We start from the raw sequence: 14,863 nt of genomic DNA on the forward strand, positions 1-14,863 counted from the left end.
GAATTTTATTTTTTGTCTTGTAAAGCAAAAACTTTTTTAAGTAAAGCAGAAGTTCTTGAATCTAAACCACTTCTGATATTTTTTTCTTCCACAGTAATCATTTTGAAAACACCTTCAAGCGCTTTGTTTGTGGTATAATCTGTTAAATCAGGATTCACTTTTGTTACTAATGGAATAGAATTATATTTATCTATTATTTTTGTCCAAACCGCATCCGCACCAACATTAGCTAAAGAGGTTTTGATAACAGGATTAAATTTATCGTAAAGTGCTTTATTTGTTGAAGTTTGTAAATACGTTGTTGCAGCATTTTGATTTCCTAATAAGATGTTTTTCGCATCAGTAAAACTCATGTTCTTAATCGCATCAATAAATATTGGGGTAGATTGTTTCACTGCATCTTCAGCAGCTCTGTTTAAAGTTAAAATCCCTTCATCAGCTAAACTTCCTAAGCCAATTTGACGTAAACGCTTATCTACTTTTTGTAATTCTTCAGGTAATAAAATCTTAACTAATTCATTTTTATAAAATCCATCAACAGCTGTTAATTTAGTAACTTGTTTTTTCACACCGTTATCTAAAGCTTCTTTCAAACCATTTGCGATTTCTAAAGTCGAAACTGCTGCTGTTTTAGTTGTTGCTTTTGTGGCAGCTTTTTTAATCACATTTTTTAATTGTGCATTACCGAAGAAAGGGATACAAACTGCTAATAAAATAATTTTTTTCATGTTTTTAAAATTTATGGTTTGGCAGAATTAAAACAAATTTTATGCCGTTAATTGAAAATCTGTAACAAAGATACTTTCTTTTGATAAATTGTTTATTTTTTAGTGTAATTTATTAGAAATAAAAATTATTAAATTCGTAAATTGCACCCTTAAAATCGAACAAAATTTAAAGATGGAACCACAAATACCTTATATTCCTATTAATAAAGTAAGAATTGTTACTGCTGCATCGCTTTTCGACGGACATGATGCCGCAATTAACATTATGCGAAGAATTATTCAATCTACTGGTGTAGAAGTGATACATCTTGGACACGATAGAAGTGTAGAAGAAGTAGTAAACACAGCTATTCAAGAAGATGCGAATGCCATCGCCATGACTTCTTACCAAGGTGGACATAACGAATATTTCAAATATATGTACGACTTGCTTAAAGAAAAAGGAGCAGGTCACATCAAAATATTTGGTGGTGGTGGTGGTGTAATTCTACCAACTGAAATTGCTGAATTAGAAGCGTACGGAATTACTAAAATTTATTCTCCAGATGATGGTCGTGCTTTGGGTTTACAAGGTATGATTAATGATTTAGTAAAGCGTTCAGATTATGCTGTTGGTGATGTAATTACCGATGAAGTTGCCGAATTAGAAAATAAAAATCCTCGTGCTTTAGCAAGAATTATCTCTTCTGCAGAGAACTTCCCGGAAATTGCTAAACCTATTTTAGATAAAATTCGTGAGAAAAATAAAGACAGCAAAACGCCAGTTTTAGGAATTACCGGAACAGGTGGAGCAGGAAAATCGTCATTAGTTGATGAAATTGTACGTCGTTTTTTAATTGATTTCCCTGAAAAAACTATCGGTTTAATTTCTGTAGATCCATCAAAAAGAAAAACTGGTGGTGCTTTATTAGGAGATAGAATTCGTATGAATGCGATTAACAACTCTAGAGTTTTTATGCGTTCGTTAGCGACTCGTCAATCGAACTTAGCTTTATCAAAATATGTAGCTGATGCGATTGAAGTAGTAAAAGCAGCCAATTACGATATCATCATTTTAGAAACTTCTGGAATCGGACAATCGGATACAGAAATTATGGATCATTCTGATGTTTCTTTATATGTAATGACGCCAGAATTTGGAGCGGCTACGCAATTAGAGAAAATCGACATGTTAGATTTCGCTGATTTAGTGGCTTTAAATAAATTTGACAAACGCGGTGCTTTAGATGCGATTCGCGATGTAAAAAAACAATACCAACGTAATCATAATTTATGGGATGAAAACCCAGATTCTATGCCAGTTTTCGGAACAATTGCTTCGCAGTTTAACGATCCTGGAATGAACACGTTGTACAAATCTATCATGGATAAAATTGTAGAGAAAACCAATTCTGAATTGCAATCTACATTCGAAATTACTCGTGAAATGAGCGAGAAAATCTTCGTTATTCCACCACATAGAACACGTTATTTATCTGAAATTGCTGAAAATAATAGAAAATATGATGAAACCGCTTTAACTCAGGTTGAAGTCGCACAAAAATTATACGGAATTTTCAAAACTGTGGAATCAGTAAACGGAAATTTACCTCAATTAGATAAGGCTGGAATTGTTGAAGATTCTTTAAAAATCAATGCGGATAATAAAGATTTCGTTTCATTATTGACAAAAGAATTCGACCGTGTAAAAATGAATTTAGATCCATACAATTGGGAAATCATTTTAACTTGGGATGAAAAAGTAAACAAATACAAAAACCCGTTTTATAGTTTTAAAGTTCGTGATAAAGAAATTAAAATTGCAACGCATACAGAATCACTTTCACATTCTCAAATTCCAAAAGTATCCTTACCAAAATACCAAGCTTGGGGCGATATTTTAAAATGGAATTTACAAGAAAATGTTCCTGGAGAATTCCCATTCGCATCTGGATTATATCCATTTAAACGTGAAGGAGAAGATCCATCAAGAATGTTTGCAGGTGAAGGTGGACCAGAAAGAACAAACAAACGTTTCCATTATGTAAGTGCTGGATTACCAGCAAAACGTTTATCAACAGCTTTTGACTCAGTGACGCTTTACGGAAATGACCCACATATTCGTCCTGATATTTACGGAAAAATTGGTAATGCCGGAGTTTCTATTTGTTGTTTAGATGACGCGAAAAAATTATATTCAGGTTTCGATTTAAGTCATCCTGCGACTTCAGTTTCTATGACAATTAATGGACCTGCGCCAATGTTATTAGGATTTTTCATGAACGCGGCCATTGATCAAAACTGTGAGAAATATATTGTTGAAAACGGTTTACAAGCTGAAGTTGAAGCTAAAATCAAAGAAATTTATAAGAAAAAAGGAGTAACTCGTCCTTCATACCAAGGTGATTTACCAGAAGGAAATAATGGTTTAGGTTTAATGCTTTTAGGAGTAACTGGAGACCAAGTTTTACCTTTAGATGTCTATACAGATATTAAAATTAAAACGTTAGCACAAGTTCGTGGAACGGTTCAAGCGGATATTTTAAAAGAAGATCAAGCGCAAAATACGTGTATTTTCTCTACAGAATTCGCTTTACGTTTAATGGGTGACGTTCAAGAATATTTCATTAAAGAAAACGTTCGTAATTTCTATTCCGTTTCTATTTCAGGATATCATATTGCTGAAGCAGGAGCGAACCCAATTACGCAATTAGCTTTCACGCTAGCAAATGGATTCACTTATGTGGAATACTATTTAAGTCGTGGTATGAATATCAACGATTTCGGACCCAACTTATCATTCTTTTTCTCTAACGGAATTGACCCAGAATATGCAGTAATTGGTCGTGTTGCACGTAAAATTTGGGCGAAAGCTTTAAAGAACAAATACGGAGCGAACGAAAGAGCGCAAATGTTGAAATACCACATTCAAACTTCTGGACGTTCGTTACACGCACAAGAAATTGACTTTAACGATATTCGTACAACTTTACAAGCATTATATGCGATTTACGACAACTGTAACTCGTTACATACCAATGCTTACGATGAAGCCATTACAACTCCAACCGAAGAATCAGTGCGAAGAGCGATGGCAATTCAGTTGATTATTAATAAAGAATTAGGTTTAGCGAAAAACGAAAACCCAATTCAAGGTTCATTTATCATTGAAGAATTAACTGATTTAGTGGAAGCTGCGGTTTTACAAGAATTTGACAGAATAACAGAACGTGGTGGGGTTTTAGGAGCGATGGAAACGATGTACCAACGTAGTAAAATTCAAGAAGAAAGTTTGTATTATGAAACGTTGAAACATACAGGTGAATTCCCAATTATTGGTGTAAACACTTTCTTGAGTTCTAAAGGTTCGCCAACGGTAATTCCTGCGGAAGTTATTCGTGCTACAGAAGAAGAAAAAGCGTATCAAATTGAAATGTTAAACCATTTACAAGAAGCGAACGCTGAAATAGTTGCCAATCAAATTGAGTTGCTACAAACAGCAGCCATTAAAAACGAAAACATTTTTGCTTTACTAATGGAAGCTACAAAAGTTTGTTCGTTAGGACAAATTACTGCTGGTTTGTTTGAAGTAGGTGGACAGTACAGACGTAATATGTAATTTTGATTTACGATTTACGATTTACGATTTATGAAATTATTTTTTAAGATTTTTGTTTTGTTTTTTTGTTTTCAAGCTTCCGCTCAAATTGACAAAAAGTTTGATGAGGGATTGATAAAATTTATGGATAAAGATTTCGTAAATGCTAAATTAGCATTTAAAGAAGTAATTAAATTAGATCCTAAGAATCATGAATCGTATTATTATATTGGTGTTTGTAATATTAAACTTAATTTTTATAAAGAATCAATTGCTGATTTTGATAAAACAATTGAGTTAAATCCAAAATATGCTAAAGCTTATTATAATAGAGGTGTTGCTAAGTTTCATTTAAGTGAAAACGAAAGTGGCTGTTTAGATTTTAGAAAAGCAGTAGAATTGCAACCAGGTTATGATGAAGCAATAAAATCAATAATGAGATTTTGTAAATAAATTTCAAATAAAATTTTTAAAAAAACCTTTCAGAAATGGAAGGTTTTTTGTTTGAATCCAGACAAGCTTTCAAAGAATAAAAAAACTCCCAATTTCATTTGAAATTGGGAGTTTTTCGTTATTATTCATTGGGTTCGATATGAATTAAAACATGGCCTAATTCTAGAATTTGACTTCTTAGTGTATCTTTTAATTTGTGTGCTAAATCATGGCCTTCTTTTACAGAAATATTGGCATCAACTATAGCATGTAAATCAACGTGGTATTTCATTCCGGCTTTTCTGATGAAGCATTTTTCTGTTCCTATTATTCCTTCTACTTTAAGCGATTCTTGTCTAATATTTTCCACTAAATCATCATAGCGATGTTCGTCCATAATTTCTCCAAGTGCTGGTCGGAAAATCAAATAACTATTATAAAGAATAAAGAAAGAAGCAAATAAGGCAGCCCAATCATCGGCAGATTCGTAGCCTTTTCCTAAAATTAATGCAATTGAAATCCCAACAAAAGCTGCAACTGATGTTATCGCATCACTTCTATGGTGCCATGCATCTGCTTTTAGTGAAGAACTATTTGTAATGATACTTTTTTTCATTACGGTTTGAAACGAATATTCTTTCCAACCAATAATTAATCCCAAAATAATTAAGGTCCAAGCTTTTGGTAAGTCGTGTGGTGTGCCAATATTTTGAATACTTTCATAGGCAATTATGGTAGCCGAAGTAATTAAAAAACCAACTACCAAAAAAGTGATTAAAGGTTCCGCTCTTCCATGACCGTAAGGATGATTTTCATCTGCAGGTCGGTTCGAATATTTAATGCCAAACAATACTAAAAATGAAGCAAAAATATCAGTTGTAGATTCAATGGCATCGGCAACTAAAGCATAAGAATTTCCAAAAAAACCTGCTAATCCTTTTATAAGCGCTAAACTTGTATTGCCAATAATACTAAAATAGGTGGCTTTTATGGCTGTTTGTTCGTGTGTCATTTTTTATTTAGGCTTTTTTATTGCAGTTTTCAAAGGTACAAAACTAAAAGTTGTTGGGGAATTTGAATTGAGAAAAGAATAGATTTATATTTCATTTAACTAAGTCTATTTCGATTGTGCTGATGTCTATTTCGATTTAGCGGATGTCTATTTCGATTTGGCGGATGTCTATTTCGATTGTGCGGATGTCTATTTCGATTTGGCGGAAGCTTATTTCGATTTGGCGGATGTCTATTTCGATTTAGCGGAAGCTTATTTCGATTTGGCGGATGTCTATTTCGATTTGGCGGAAGCTTATTTCGATTTGGCGGAAGCTTATTTCGATTGAGCGGATGTCTATTTCGATTGTGCGGATGTCTATTTCGATTTGGCGGAAGCTTATTTCGATTTGGCGGATGTCTATTTCGATTGAAACTATGTCTTGTTCGATTTGGAAAGTTTTTCGCTATCTAAATTATCAAGTTTTTTGTAATGTTATGAATTGCAAATCAGTACGAGTGGTATTATTCCACTTCAAATTTGGTAAACGTTTTACCATTGAATTTACAAATACCATCTTGGTCTGTTCCTAGCCAAATGTATTCGTAATGATCTTTGTAAATGGTGTTTATGGCATTACTGGTTAGTCCATCTTTTGTAGTATAGTTGATTATGCTTTTTCCATCATAAAGCCAAACACCAGTATCAACTGTTCCTATCCAAAGCGTTCCTTTATAATCTTGGTTGATGGAATAAATACGAGCTAAAGTTCCTGGTTTTGATTCACCTGTAACACGGAAGTTTTCATTTTCTAATTTTTTTTCTTGAGTGAAATTGGTTAGTGTTTTTCCATCGTAGCAAAATAATCCGGCACCATTATTTCCCATCCAAATGTTTCCTTTTTTATCTTCGAACAAGCATAAAACTTCTGTTCCGGCTAGGCCTTTTTCGGTAAACCAAGTAAATGATTTTCCGTCATAACGGCAAACACCAGCGGCTTGTGTACCAAACCAAAGATTTCCTTTTCGGTCTTTTAAAATAGAATAAACAGAAAATCGGCTTAGATTTTTTGAAGTGTTTTGCGAATTACTAATATCGGCATCCGTTTTGCCAATTGGTAAATAAGTTAGTTTGTTTTCTGTGTAAAAGAAAGCGCCACCACCAGCATAAAACCATAAACTGTTTGGTTCTGTTTTTAACTTGTTGGGAGTTTCTGTATTTAAGACTAACGTTTCCTTATTGGTAAAAGTGGTAAATGTTTTTCCATCAAAACGAGTTACTCCAAATAAACCCGTTCCAAACCAAAGGTATCCCATTTCATCTTCTTGAATACTTTGCACTTGATTGTCTGCAAGTCCATCTTTAACCGTATATTGAGATAGCGTTACTCCATCATATCGATACACGCCAGCAGCATTTGTACCAAACCAATAGTTTCCATTTCTGTCTTGATATATACTACGAATGTTTTTGTCCAATTTAGAAGTAACATTTGTAATATCAACGGCATGACTAATTGTGTTTATTTGTGAAAAAGAAAAAGTAAATACAAAAAGGATAAGTATTTGAGTAGCTTTTGTTTTCATAGTTTTTGATTTGATTGAGCATGTGCAAACTGACTTGCGCATTAACGTTACGAATTATAAATCCGAGCTATCGTTTTATTTGATTTTTTAGTAAAATGTTGTTTTGAATTTGCAAAAGCAAGCTATTAACTAGGACATTATATTTTTGTTTTGCTTGTAGGAATATAGCAGATTTTGCTATCTTTTGTTTGGGTAAAACAAAGATATAAAAAAACCTGCAATATGCAGGCTTTTCATTTTATTAAAACGTTACGTTTACTTTATTCGTTTTTCCATCTCGAATAAAAACCACTTCTTTGGTTTCACCAGAGTTTATTTTAGCTAAACATTCCATATAACTGTAGACTTCTTTGATTTCGCATTCACCAATTTTGGTAATGATATCGCCTTCCTTAATTCCGGCTTTAATGGCTGGTCGGTCTTCGGTTACACCATCCACATGTAAACCATCGCCGTATTCTGCGTAATCTGGCATAATACCTAAAGTAACTTTATATTTAGCCATCTTTCTTTCAGAAGTTATTTTGGTTTTTGTAAACTCAATTTTGTCTTTTTCAGCCAATTCATTCGCTACTCTAAACACATAATTTACAATGTTAGTTACGCCGTAATAATTGATTTTTTCTTCATCGTCTGTTGGTTTATGATAATCTTCGTGTGTTCCTGTGAAGAAAAATAATACTGGAATATCTTTCAAATAAAACGAGGTATGATCAGATGGTCCGATTCCGCCAGTTTCTTCAGTTACACCAAATCCTGCAGGTTTATTGCGTTGCACTAATTCTGAGAAAATAGGAGAGGTTCCTGTTCCGCCAATAATTAAACTTTTCTTATCGTCTAAACGACCAATCATATCCATATTAATCATTGTAATTACGTTTGGATATAACGTTTTTAACGATTCAGCCATATGTTTTGAACCAATTAAACCATCTTCTTCACCAGAAAATAGAGCAAAAATGAAATTTACTTTTTCTTTAGTATTGTTTTTTGAATACATTCGAGCCAATTCTAATACGCCAGAAACTCCAGAAGCATTATCATCTGCGCCATTATGAATCATTCCTTTTGAAAACGCTTTAGTAGAATTGTTGTGTTCATTCATACCTAAATGGTCGTAATGTGCACCAATTACAATGGTTTTTTTCGCACCATTATCTAAATAAGCGATGACATTATTCGCATTTACTAAATCGCCAACAGCAGTTGAATCGCCGTGGGGATTGTTTTTATAACGATAAGAGAAAGATTGTAAAAACGTTTTATCGTAAGGTTTTAAACCTATTTTTTTGAATTCTTTTTCAAGGTATTTAGCCGCTACTTTCTCTGCAGGACTACCAGTTAATCGCCCACCTAATTTGTCCGAAGCTAAATAGGTAATGTGCTTTTTTAGGTTTTTACTATCGGCATTTTCAATTTCTTCGGTTTCTACCCAATCGGCAATAAAAACATTTGTTTCTCTTGCTTTGTCTTGTTGGCGATTACTTGAAAATACTAGTTTTTTTCCATCTGGAGAAAATTGTGGAAACGCATTAAATTCACTTTCGTATGTAATTTGTTTTAATCCTGTTCCATCAATGTTAATCATATACAATTGGAAATCGTAGCCTTTTGTCGCATGATGATTCGAAGAAAAGATGATTTTTTTATCTGATGGATGAAAGAAAGGAGCCCAATTGGCTTTTCCTAATTTAGTAATTTGTTTTAAATCGGAACCGTCAATATTACAGGTGTAAATTTCCATGTTCGTTGGCATTACTAAGTTTTCAGCCAATAAATCTTTGTATTCTTTGATGTCTTTTTCTGAAGTTGGACGAGAAGATCGAAACACTAATTTTTTACTGTCGTGCGAAAAGAAACAACCGCCATCGTAACCTAATCCGGAAGTGACTTGTTTTAAATTACTTCCGTCAATATCCATCGTATAAATTTCTAAATCACCAGAACGAATACTGGTAAAAGCAATCTTTTTTCCATCAGGAGAAACTACGGCTTCAGCATCATAACCTGGAGAATTAGTTAATTGCTTTACAATTTCACCCGATTTAGTTGCCATGTAAATTTCAAATTCAGGATAAATCGCCCAAAGGTATTTTCCGTCTTTTGGTTTTGGTGGAGCAGGGCAAGCGCTGTTTGATGCATGTGTGGAAGCATAAATAATGTGTTTGCCATCAGGCATATAATACGAACACGTAGTACGACCTTTTCCAGTTGACACTAATTTTAGATTGTTAAAATCAGTAACAGGTTGGGTTAAATCTAACGAGTAAATTTGATCACAAGGCACACCAAATTGTGTATTGGTAACTTGCATCGTTAAATTTTTGCTGTCTGGACTAAAATAAGCTTCAGCATTATCACCACCAAAAGTTAGTTTTTTGATGTTTTTTAAATTGCTTTCTTGTGCATAACCACAAAATGAAAGAAGAATAAATGAAAGAAATACGTATTTTTTGAATGCCATTATATTTAGTTTAGAAATCTTAATACTTTTTACTTTTACCTTTTTACTTGGCTCTTTCTACTTGGCTCTTTTTTACCCATGAACCGTAACACCATCACCATAATTGGCAATAATTTCAGCTTCGTGTTCTAACCAAGCTTTCCATCTACTTTCTACATCAATATTTCCAGCATATTTTCTTGCTAAGTTGATAAAAGTAGTGTAGTGTGCGGCTTCACTTTCCATTAAATCTCTATAAAATTGTGCTAATTTTTCGTCTTTTAAATTTTCTGAAAGGACTTTAAAACGTTCACAACTTCTCGCTTCAATCATGGCTGCAAAAAGTAAACGTTCAATTAAACCGCCTTCTCTGCTTCCGTCAGAAGATTTTTTTAAGAACTTCATTAAATCGTTTACATAATCGTCTTTTCGTTCTCTTAAAAATTCGTAACCACGTTCTTTAATAATATCATGAACCATTTGAAAATGTTGCATTTCTTCAATAGAAATTTCCGTCATGGCAGTAACCAAATCTTCTTTTTCTGCATTATTAATGATTAACATAATCGCATTTGTAGCGGCTTTTTGTTCGCACCAAGCGTGGTCACTTAAAATATCTTCTAAGTTTTCTTCTACTTTATTGGCCCAACGTGGATCGGTTGGTAATTGCAATCGTAAAATGGACATAATCTTAAGTTTATGAGTTTATATGTTTAAGAGTTTAAAAGGTATTGTGTGAAAGGTTATGAGTTTATATGTTTAATAGTTTAAAAGGTATTTTGTAAAGTTTGCGAGTAATTAATATCAAATTTAAAATGTTTTAAAGTTTGAAAGGTATGGAACATCAACTTTTTTTGACAAATATTAAAATTTGCATTTCAACTAAAAAAAAGTAAAGTTTAAAAGGTATCATATTCACAATACCTTTTAAACTCATAAACTGTTACACTTTTAAACTAAATTAAAAAACAAACATGGCTCTTTCGCCCATTAGTTCGTTTACTTCTTCAGCTACTTGTTCTAATAAATCTTCATCTGTGTGATTCATTAAAACTTTATCAATTAAAGCCACAACAGTTTCCATATCTTCTTCCACTAAACCACGTGTAGTGATTGCTGGAGTTCCAACACGAATTCCTGAAGTAATAAATGGTGATTTATCATCAAAAGGAACCATATTTTTATTTACAGTAATTTCAGCTTTTACCAAGGCGTTCTCCGCTTCTTTACCTGAAATGTTTTTGTTACGTAAATCGATTAACATCATGTGATTGTCTGTTCCGCCAGAAATTAAATTATAACCTCTTTTGTTAAATGCTTCCGCCATGGCTTTTGCATTTTTTTGAACTTGTAAGGCATAACGGAAAAATTCATCTGTTAAGGCTTCACCAAACGCTACCGCTTTAGCAGCAATAATGTGCATTAATGGTCCACCTTGATTTCCTGGGAAAACTGACATGTCTAAAACATGACTCATCATTCTGATTTCACCTTTTGGAGTTGTTAAACCCCAAGGATTTGGAAAATCTTTACCCATCATAATTAATCCACCACGTGGTCCACGTAATGTTTTATGAGTGGTAGTTGTAACAATATGACAATGTGGAATTGGGTCATTCAATAATCCTTTAGCAATTAATCCTGCAGGATGAGAAATATCAGCTAATAATAAAGCACCAACTGAATCCGCAATTTCGCGGAAACGTTTGAAATCCATATCACGAGAATACGCAGAAGCACCAGCGATAATGATTTTTGGTTGTTCTTTTGTAGCTATTTCTTGAATTTTATCGTAGTTTAATAAACCCGTTTCTTGATCTACACCATAAAAACTTGGTGAATATAATTTACCAGAGAAATTTACAGGAGAACCATGAGTTAAATGGCCACCATGTGATAAATCGAATCCTAAAATTTTATCTCCAGGTTTTAAACAAGCAGCAAAAACAGCTGTATTTGCTTGAGAACCAGAGTGAGGTTGTACGTTTGCATATTCGGCTCCGAATAATTCTTTTACTCTATCAATAGCAATTTGTTCTACAACATCTACTACTTCACAGCCTCCATAATATCTCTTTCCAGGATATCCTTCGGCATATTTATTGGTTAAACATGAACCAGCAGCTTCCATTACTTGGTCGCTCACAAAGTTTTCTGAAGCAATTAATTCAATTCCATGAATTTGTCTGTCTTGCTCGTCTAAAATTAAGTCAAAAATAAGTTCGTCGCGTTGCATTTGTATAGTTAAATTTAAATTTTGTCAAAAATACAAAAAATGTTTGGTAAATTGAATGGATAGTTTAATTTTGATTACTTAAATAATAACAAAAAAATACAACATATAGATATGCCAAATTTTGCTAATGATCCAAGTAGAAAATCTTGGTTAGATATTAAAAAAGATAGCGATTTCCCAATTCAAAATATTCCTTTCGGTGTTTTTATTACCAAAGAAGATGTAATTACTATTGGAACAAGAATAGGTGATTATGCTATTGACATGGGCGCTTTACAACAATTAGGGTATTTTGAAGGTATCGAATTAACAGACGATATGTTCATGCAAGATACACTTAATGATTTCATTTCTGATGGAAGAAAAACATGGCGTTTAGTTAGAAACAGATTGTCTGATATATTTTTAGATTCTAATGCAACATTAAGAGACAATTCTAAACATAAAGATGTAGTTATTTTTAAAATTGAAGATGTAGAAATGTTATTACCTGTTCAAATTGGTGATTATACTGATTTTTATTCGAGTAAAGAACACGCTACAAACGTTGGAATTATGTTCCGTGATCCAGAGAATGCTTTATTGCCAAACTGGTTACACATTCCAGTCGGATATCATGGTAGAAGTTCTACTGTTATACCAAGTGGAATTCCAGTTCACAGACCACACGGTCAAACCTTACCAAATGGTGAAACACAACCTGTTTTTGGACCTTCAAAATTAGTAGATTTCGAATTAGAAACTGCTTTTATTACTACGGATGCTAATTTATTGGGAGAACCAGTTTCTGTTGCCGATGCAGAAGAAGCAATTTTCGGAATGGTGTTATTTAACGACTGGTCTGCAAGAGATATCCAAAAATGGGAATATGTGCCATTAGGACCATTTTTAGCTAAGAATTTTGCTTCGTCAATTTCGCCTTGGATTGTAACTTTAGATGCTTTAGAGCCTTTTAAATGTGCTTCGCCAGAGCAAAATCCAAAACCATTACCGTATTTACAACAAACAGGAAATCACGCTTACGATATTAATTTACAAGTGGCTATTCAACCTGAAAATGCTGTGGAAACTGTAGTTTCTAACTCTAACTTTAAATACATGTATTGGACAATGAGTCAGCAATTGGCACATCATACAATCAATGGTTGTAGAGTGAATTCTGGAGATATGATGGGAAGTGGAACTATTTCTGGACCAACTCCTGATTCTTTCGGTTCGATGTTAGAATTGTCTTGGGGTGGAAAAAATCCAATTCAAATGAATGATGGTTCAGAACGTAAATTTATCAATGATAACGATACTGTAATTATTAGAGGATATTGTCAAAATAATGATGTAAGAATTGGTTTCGGAGAATGTTCAAGTAAATTATTACCTGCTTTAGATTTGAAATTTTAATTAAAGCATACAATTTGCCTGAAATTGAATAAAAATATATTTATGAAGAAAATTACAGTACTTTTTATTGCCTTATTTTTAGCATCATGCGGTGTAAAGCAAACCCAATCTATGTTGAGTAATGGTGATTACGATGGCGCTATTAACAGAGCATTAGATGGATTAAGAACCAATAAAAACTCGAAAGGAAATCAAGATTATGTGTATCTTTTAGAAGAAGCATTTGCTAAAGCGAAAGAGCGTGATTTAAATGATTTATCGTTGTTGATTAAGGAAAAAAATCCAGCAAATTTGGAGAAAATCTATAATTTGTATAACCAATTACACAATCGTCAAGATCGAATTAGAGGTGTTTTACCTTTAAAATTAATTAAAGAAAACAGAAATGCCATCTTTCCTTTTAACGATTATTCTAACGAATTAATTGCGAGTAAAGCAGATTTGTCTATCTATTTATATGACAATGCGAAAAAGTTACTTTCTTCAAAAAACAAATTAGTCATTCGTGAAGCTTATGATGATTTGGCGTATTTAGATAAGTTAAATCCTAATTATAAAGATGTCCGTGATTTAATGGATAAAGCTCAATTTAGAGGAACTGATTTCGTAATAGTTTCAACTAAAAACGATACACAAATGGTTATTCCAGTTCGTTTACAAGATGATATGTTAGATTTTAGTACGTACGGAATCAATGACAAATGGACCGTATATCACAATAAAAAGCAAAGTAATATTACTTATGATTTTGCTATGATTGTTAACTTTAGAGAAATTAAAATCTCTCCTGAACAAGTTCGTGAAAAACAATTTATAAAAGAAAAACAAATTAAAGATGGTACCAAACCACTTTTAGATGCTAACGGAGTTCAAGTAAAAGATTCAGAAGGAAAGCCAATGGTTGTGGACGTAATGAAAACGATCACGGCAAGTATTTATGAATTCACTCAATTTAAATCAGTACAAACTACAGCTAAAGTGGAATATATGGATTTAAACAGTAAGCAATTAATTGACGCCTATCCATTATCAAGCGAATTTGTTTTCAGTTATATTTATGCCAATTATAATGGTGACAAACGTGCTTGTGAACAAGATTATTACCAATATTTCGATAGAAGAGCTGTTCCGTTTCCAACCAACGAACAAATGGTTTATGATTCAGGTGAAGACTTAAAAGCAAAATTAAAAGCGATTATCACTGGTAACAGATTTAGAAGATAATTTAAGAATAAATTAAAGTTATAGTAAAAGCGTATTTGAATTTCAAATGCGCTTTTTTTTGTATACTTGTTTTTATAGATGTCCCAAAAAAACAAAACCTAATAACAGATTTGTAATAAAATAATTATATATTTGAAAAGCGTTTTTATAGCGCATATCGTACCCAAATTGATGTATATATGCTATAAATTGAAGGGATTTACGAGTTAGTAGTAAATTAACAAAGCCAACCCTATTAAAGATGTTAG

At 32.8% G+C, this 14,863-nt stretch carries 11 protein-coding genes; 5 read left to right on the top strand and 6 right to left on the bottom strand.

Annotated elements, in window-relative coordinates; translation table 11 throughout:
* Positions 1–5 precede the first annotated feature (5 nt).
* Positions 6–728 (bottom strand): DUF4197 domain-containing protein, encoded by a 723-nt coding sequence (locus G6N05_RS01975; RefSeq protein ID WP_166124885.1) that lies wholly within the window; start codon positions 726–728, stop codon positions 6–8.
* A 172-nt stretch (positions 729–900) separates the two neighbouring features.
* On the opposite strand from G6N05_RS01975, the gene G6N05_RS01980 reads away from it, so the two are divergent.
* Both G6N05_RS01980 and G6N05_RS01985 read left to right on the top strand, forming a co-directional pair.
* A complete protein-coding gene (locus G6N05_RS01980; protein WP_166124886.1) occupies positions 901–4,326 on the top strand; it encodes a methylmalonyl-CoA mutase family protein in 3,426 nt (1,141 codons plus the stop codon).
* Positions 4,327–4,449: 123 nt separating this feature from the next.
* Complete coding sequence (locus tag G6N05_RS01985) at positions 4,450–4,758, top strand: tetratricopeptide repeat protein (RefSeq protein WP_187002987.1); 309 nt, start codon at positions 4,450–4,452, stop codon at positions 4,756–4,758.
* Between the two features lie 121 nt (positions 4,759–4,879).
* Here the strand turns inward: G6N05_RS01985 and G6N05_RS01990 are convergent, their stop codons facing one another.
* Positions 4,880–5,749: a cation diffusion facilitator family transporter gene (locus G6N05_RS01990; RefSeq protein ID WP_166124888.1), complete on the bottom strand. Its 870-nt coding sequence runs from the start codon at positions 5,747–5,749 to the stop codon at positions 4,880–4,882.
* Positions 5,750–5,906: 157 nt separating this feature from the next.
* On the opposite strand from G6N05_RS01990, the gene G6N05_RS01995 reads away from it, so the two are divergent.
* The gene (locus tag G6N05_RS01995) at positions 5,907–6,077 is read left to right on the top strand and encodes a hypothetical protein (RefSeq protein WP_166124889.1); all 171 of its coding nucleotides are present in this window, start codon (positions 5,907–5,909) and stop codon (positions 6,075–6,077) included.
* A 175-nt stretch (positions 6,078–6,252) separates the two neighbouring features.
* Here G6N05_RS01995 and G6N05_RS02000 read toward each other — a convergent pair whose 3' ends face one another.
* The 4 genes from G6N05_RS02000 to glyA all read right to left on the bottom strand — a co-directional run bounded on the left by G6N05_RS02000 (position 6,253) and on the right by glyA (position 11,993).
* Positions 6,253–7,314, bottom strand: coding sequence for a ligand-binding sensor domain-containing protein (locus tag G6N05_RS02000; RefSeq protein ID WP_166124890.1), 1,062 nt, complete (start codon positions 7,312–7,314; stop codon positions 6,253–6,255).
* A gap of 241 nt (positions 7,315–7,555) precedes the next feature.
* A complete protein-coding gene (locus G6N05_RS02005; RefSeq protein ID WP_166124891.1) occupies positions 7,556–9,778 on the bottom strand; it encodes a M20/M25/M40 family metallo-hydrolase in 2,223 nt (740 codons plus the stop codon).
* A gap of 72 nt (positions 9,779–9,850) precedes the next feature.
* Positions 9,851–10,438: a tRNA-(ms[2]io[6]A)-hydroxylase gene (miaE, locus tag G6N05_RS02010; protein ID WP_166125423.1), complete on the bottom strand. Its 588-nt coding sequence runs from the start codon at positions 10,436–10,438 to the stop codon at positions 9,851–9,853.
* 280 nt (positions 10,439–10,718) lie between these two features.
* The gene (glyA, locus tag G6N05_RS02015) at positions 10,719–11,993 is read right to left on the bottom strand and encodes a serine hydroxymethyltransferase (protein ID WP_166124892.1); all 1,275 of its coding nucleotides are present in this window, start codon (positions 11,991–11,993) and stop codon (positions 10,719–10,721) included.
* Positions 11,994–12,104: 111 nt separating this feature from the next.
* On the opposite strand from glyA, the gene fahA reads away from it, so the two are divergent.
* Positions 12,105–13,391 carry a fumarylacetoacetase gene (fahA, locus tag G6N05_RS02020; RefSeq protein ID WP_166124893.1) on the top strand — a complete coding sequence of 429 codons (1,287 nt, stop codon included), beginning with the start codon at positions 12,105–12,107 and terminating at the stop codon, positions 13,389–13,391.
* A gap of 42 nt (positions 13,392–13,433) precedes the next feature.
* The gene (locus tag G6N05_RS02025; RefSeq protein WP_166124894.1) at positions 13,434–14,615 is read left to right on the top strand and encodes a hypothetical protein; all 1,182 of its coding nucleotides are present in this window, start codon (positions 13,434–13,436) and stop codon (positions 14,613–14,615) included.
* Positions 14,616–14,863 lie beyond the last annotated feature (248 nt).

It is taken from the genome of Flavobacterium bernardetii, from assembly GCF_011305415.1.
GTDB classification, from domain to species: domain Bacteria; phylum Bacteroidota; class Bacteroidia; order Flavobacteriales; family Flavobacteriaceae; genus Flavobacterium; species Flavobacterium bernardetii.

Bases quoted from the DNA above. Each gene is read 5' to 3' on its own strand.
- G6N05_RS01975 (WP_166124885.1), bottom strand. From the start codon at position 728: ATGAAAAAAATTATTTTATTAGCAGTTTGTATCCCTTTCTTCGGTAAT.
- G6N05_RS01980 (WP_166124886.1), top strand. From the start codon at position 901: ATGGAACCACAAATACCTTATATTCCTATTAATAAAGTAAGAATTGTT.
- G6N05_RS01985 (WP_187002987.1), top strand. From the start codon at position 4,450: ATGGATAAAGATTTCGTAAATGCTAAATTAGCATTTAAAGAAGTAATT.
- G6N05_RS01990 (WP_166124888.1), bottom strand. From the start codon at position 5,749: ATGACACACGAACAAACAGCCATAAAAGCCACCTATTTTAGTATTATT.
- G6N05_RS02000 (WP_166124890.1), bottom strand. From the start codon at position 7,314: ATGAAAACAAAAGCTACTCAAATACTTATCCTTTTTGTATTTACTTTT.
- G6N05_RS02005 (WP_166124891.1), bottom strand. From the start codon at position 9,778: ATGGCATTCAAAAAATACGTATTTCTTTCATTTATTCTTCTTTCATTT.
- glyA (WP_166124892.1), bottom strand. From the start codon at position 11,993: ATGCAACGCGACGAACTTATTTTTGACTTAATTTTAGACGAGCAAGAC.
- fahA (WP_166124893.1), top strand. From the start codon at position 12,105: ATGCCAAATTTTGCTAATGATCCAAGTAGAAAATCTTGGTTAGATATT.
- G6N05_RS02025 (WP_166124894.1), top strand. From the start codon at position 13,434: ATGAAGAAAATTACAGTACTTTTTATTGCCTTATTTTTAGCATCATGC.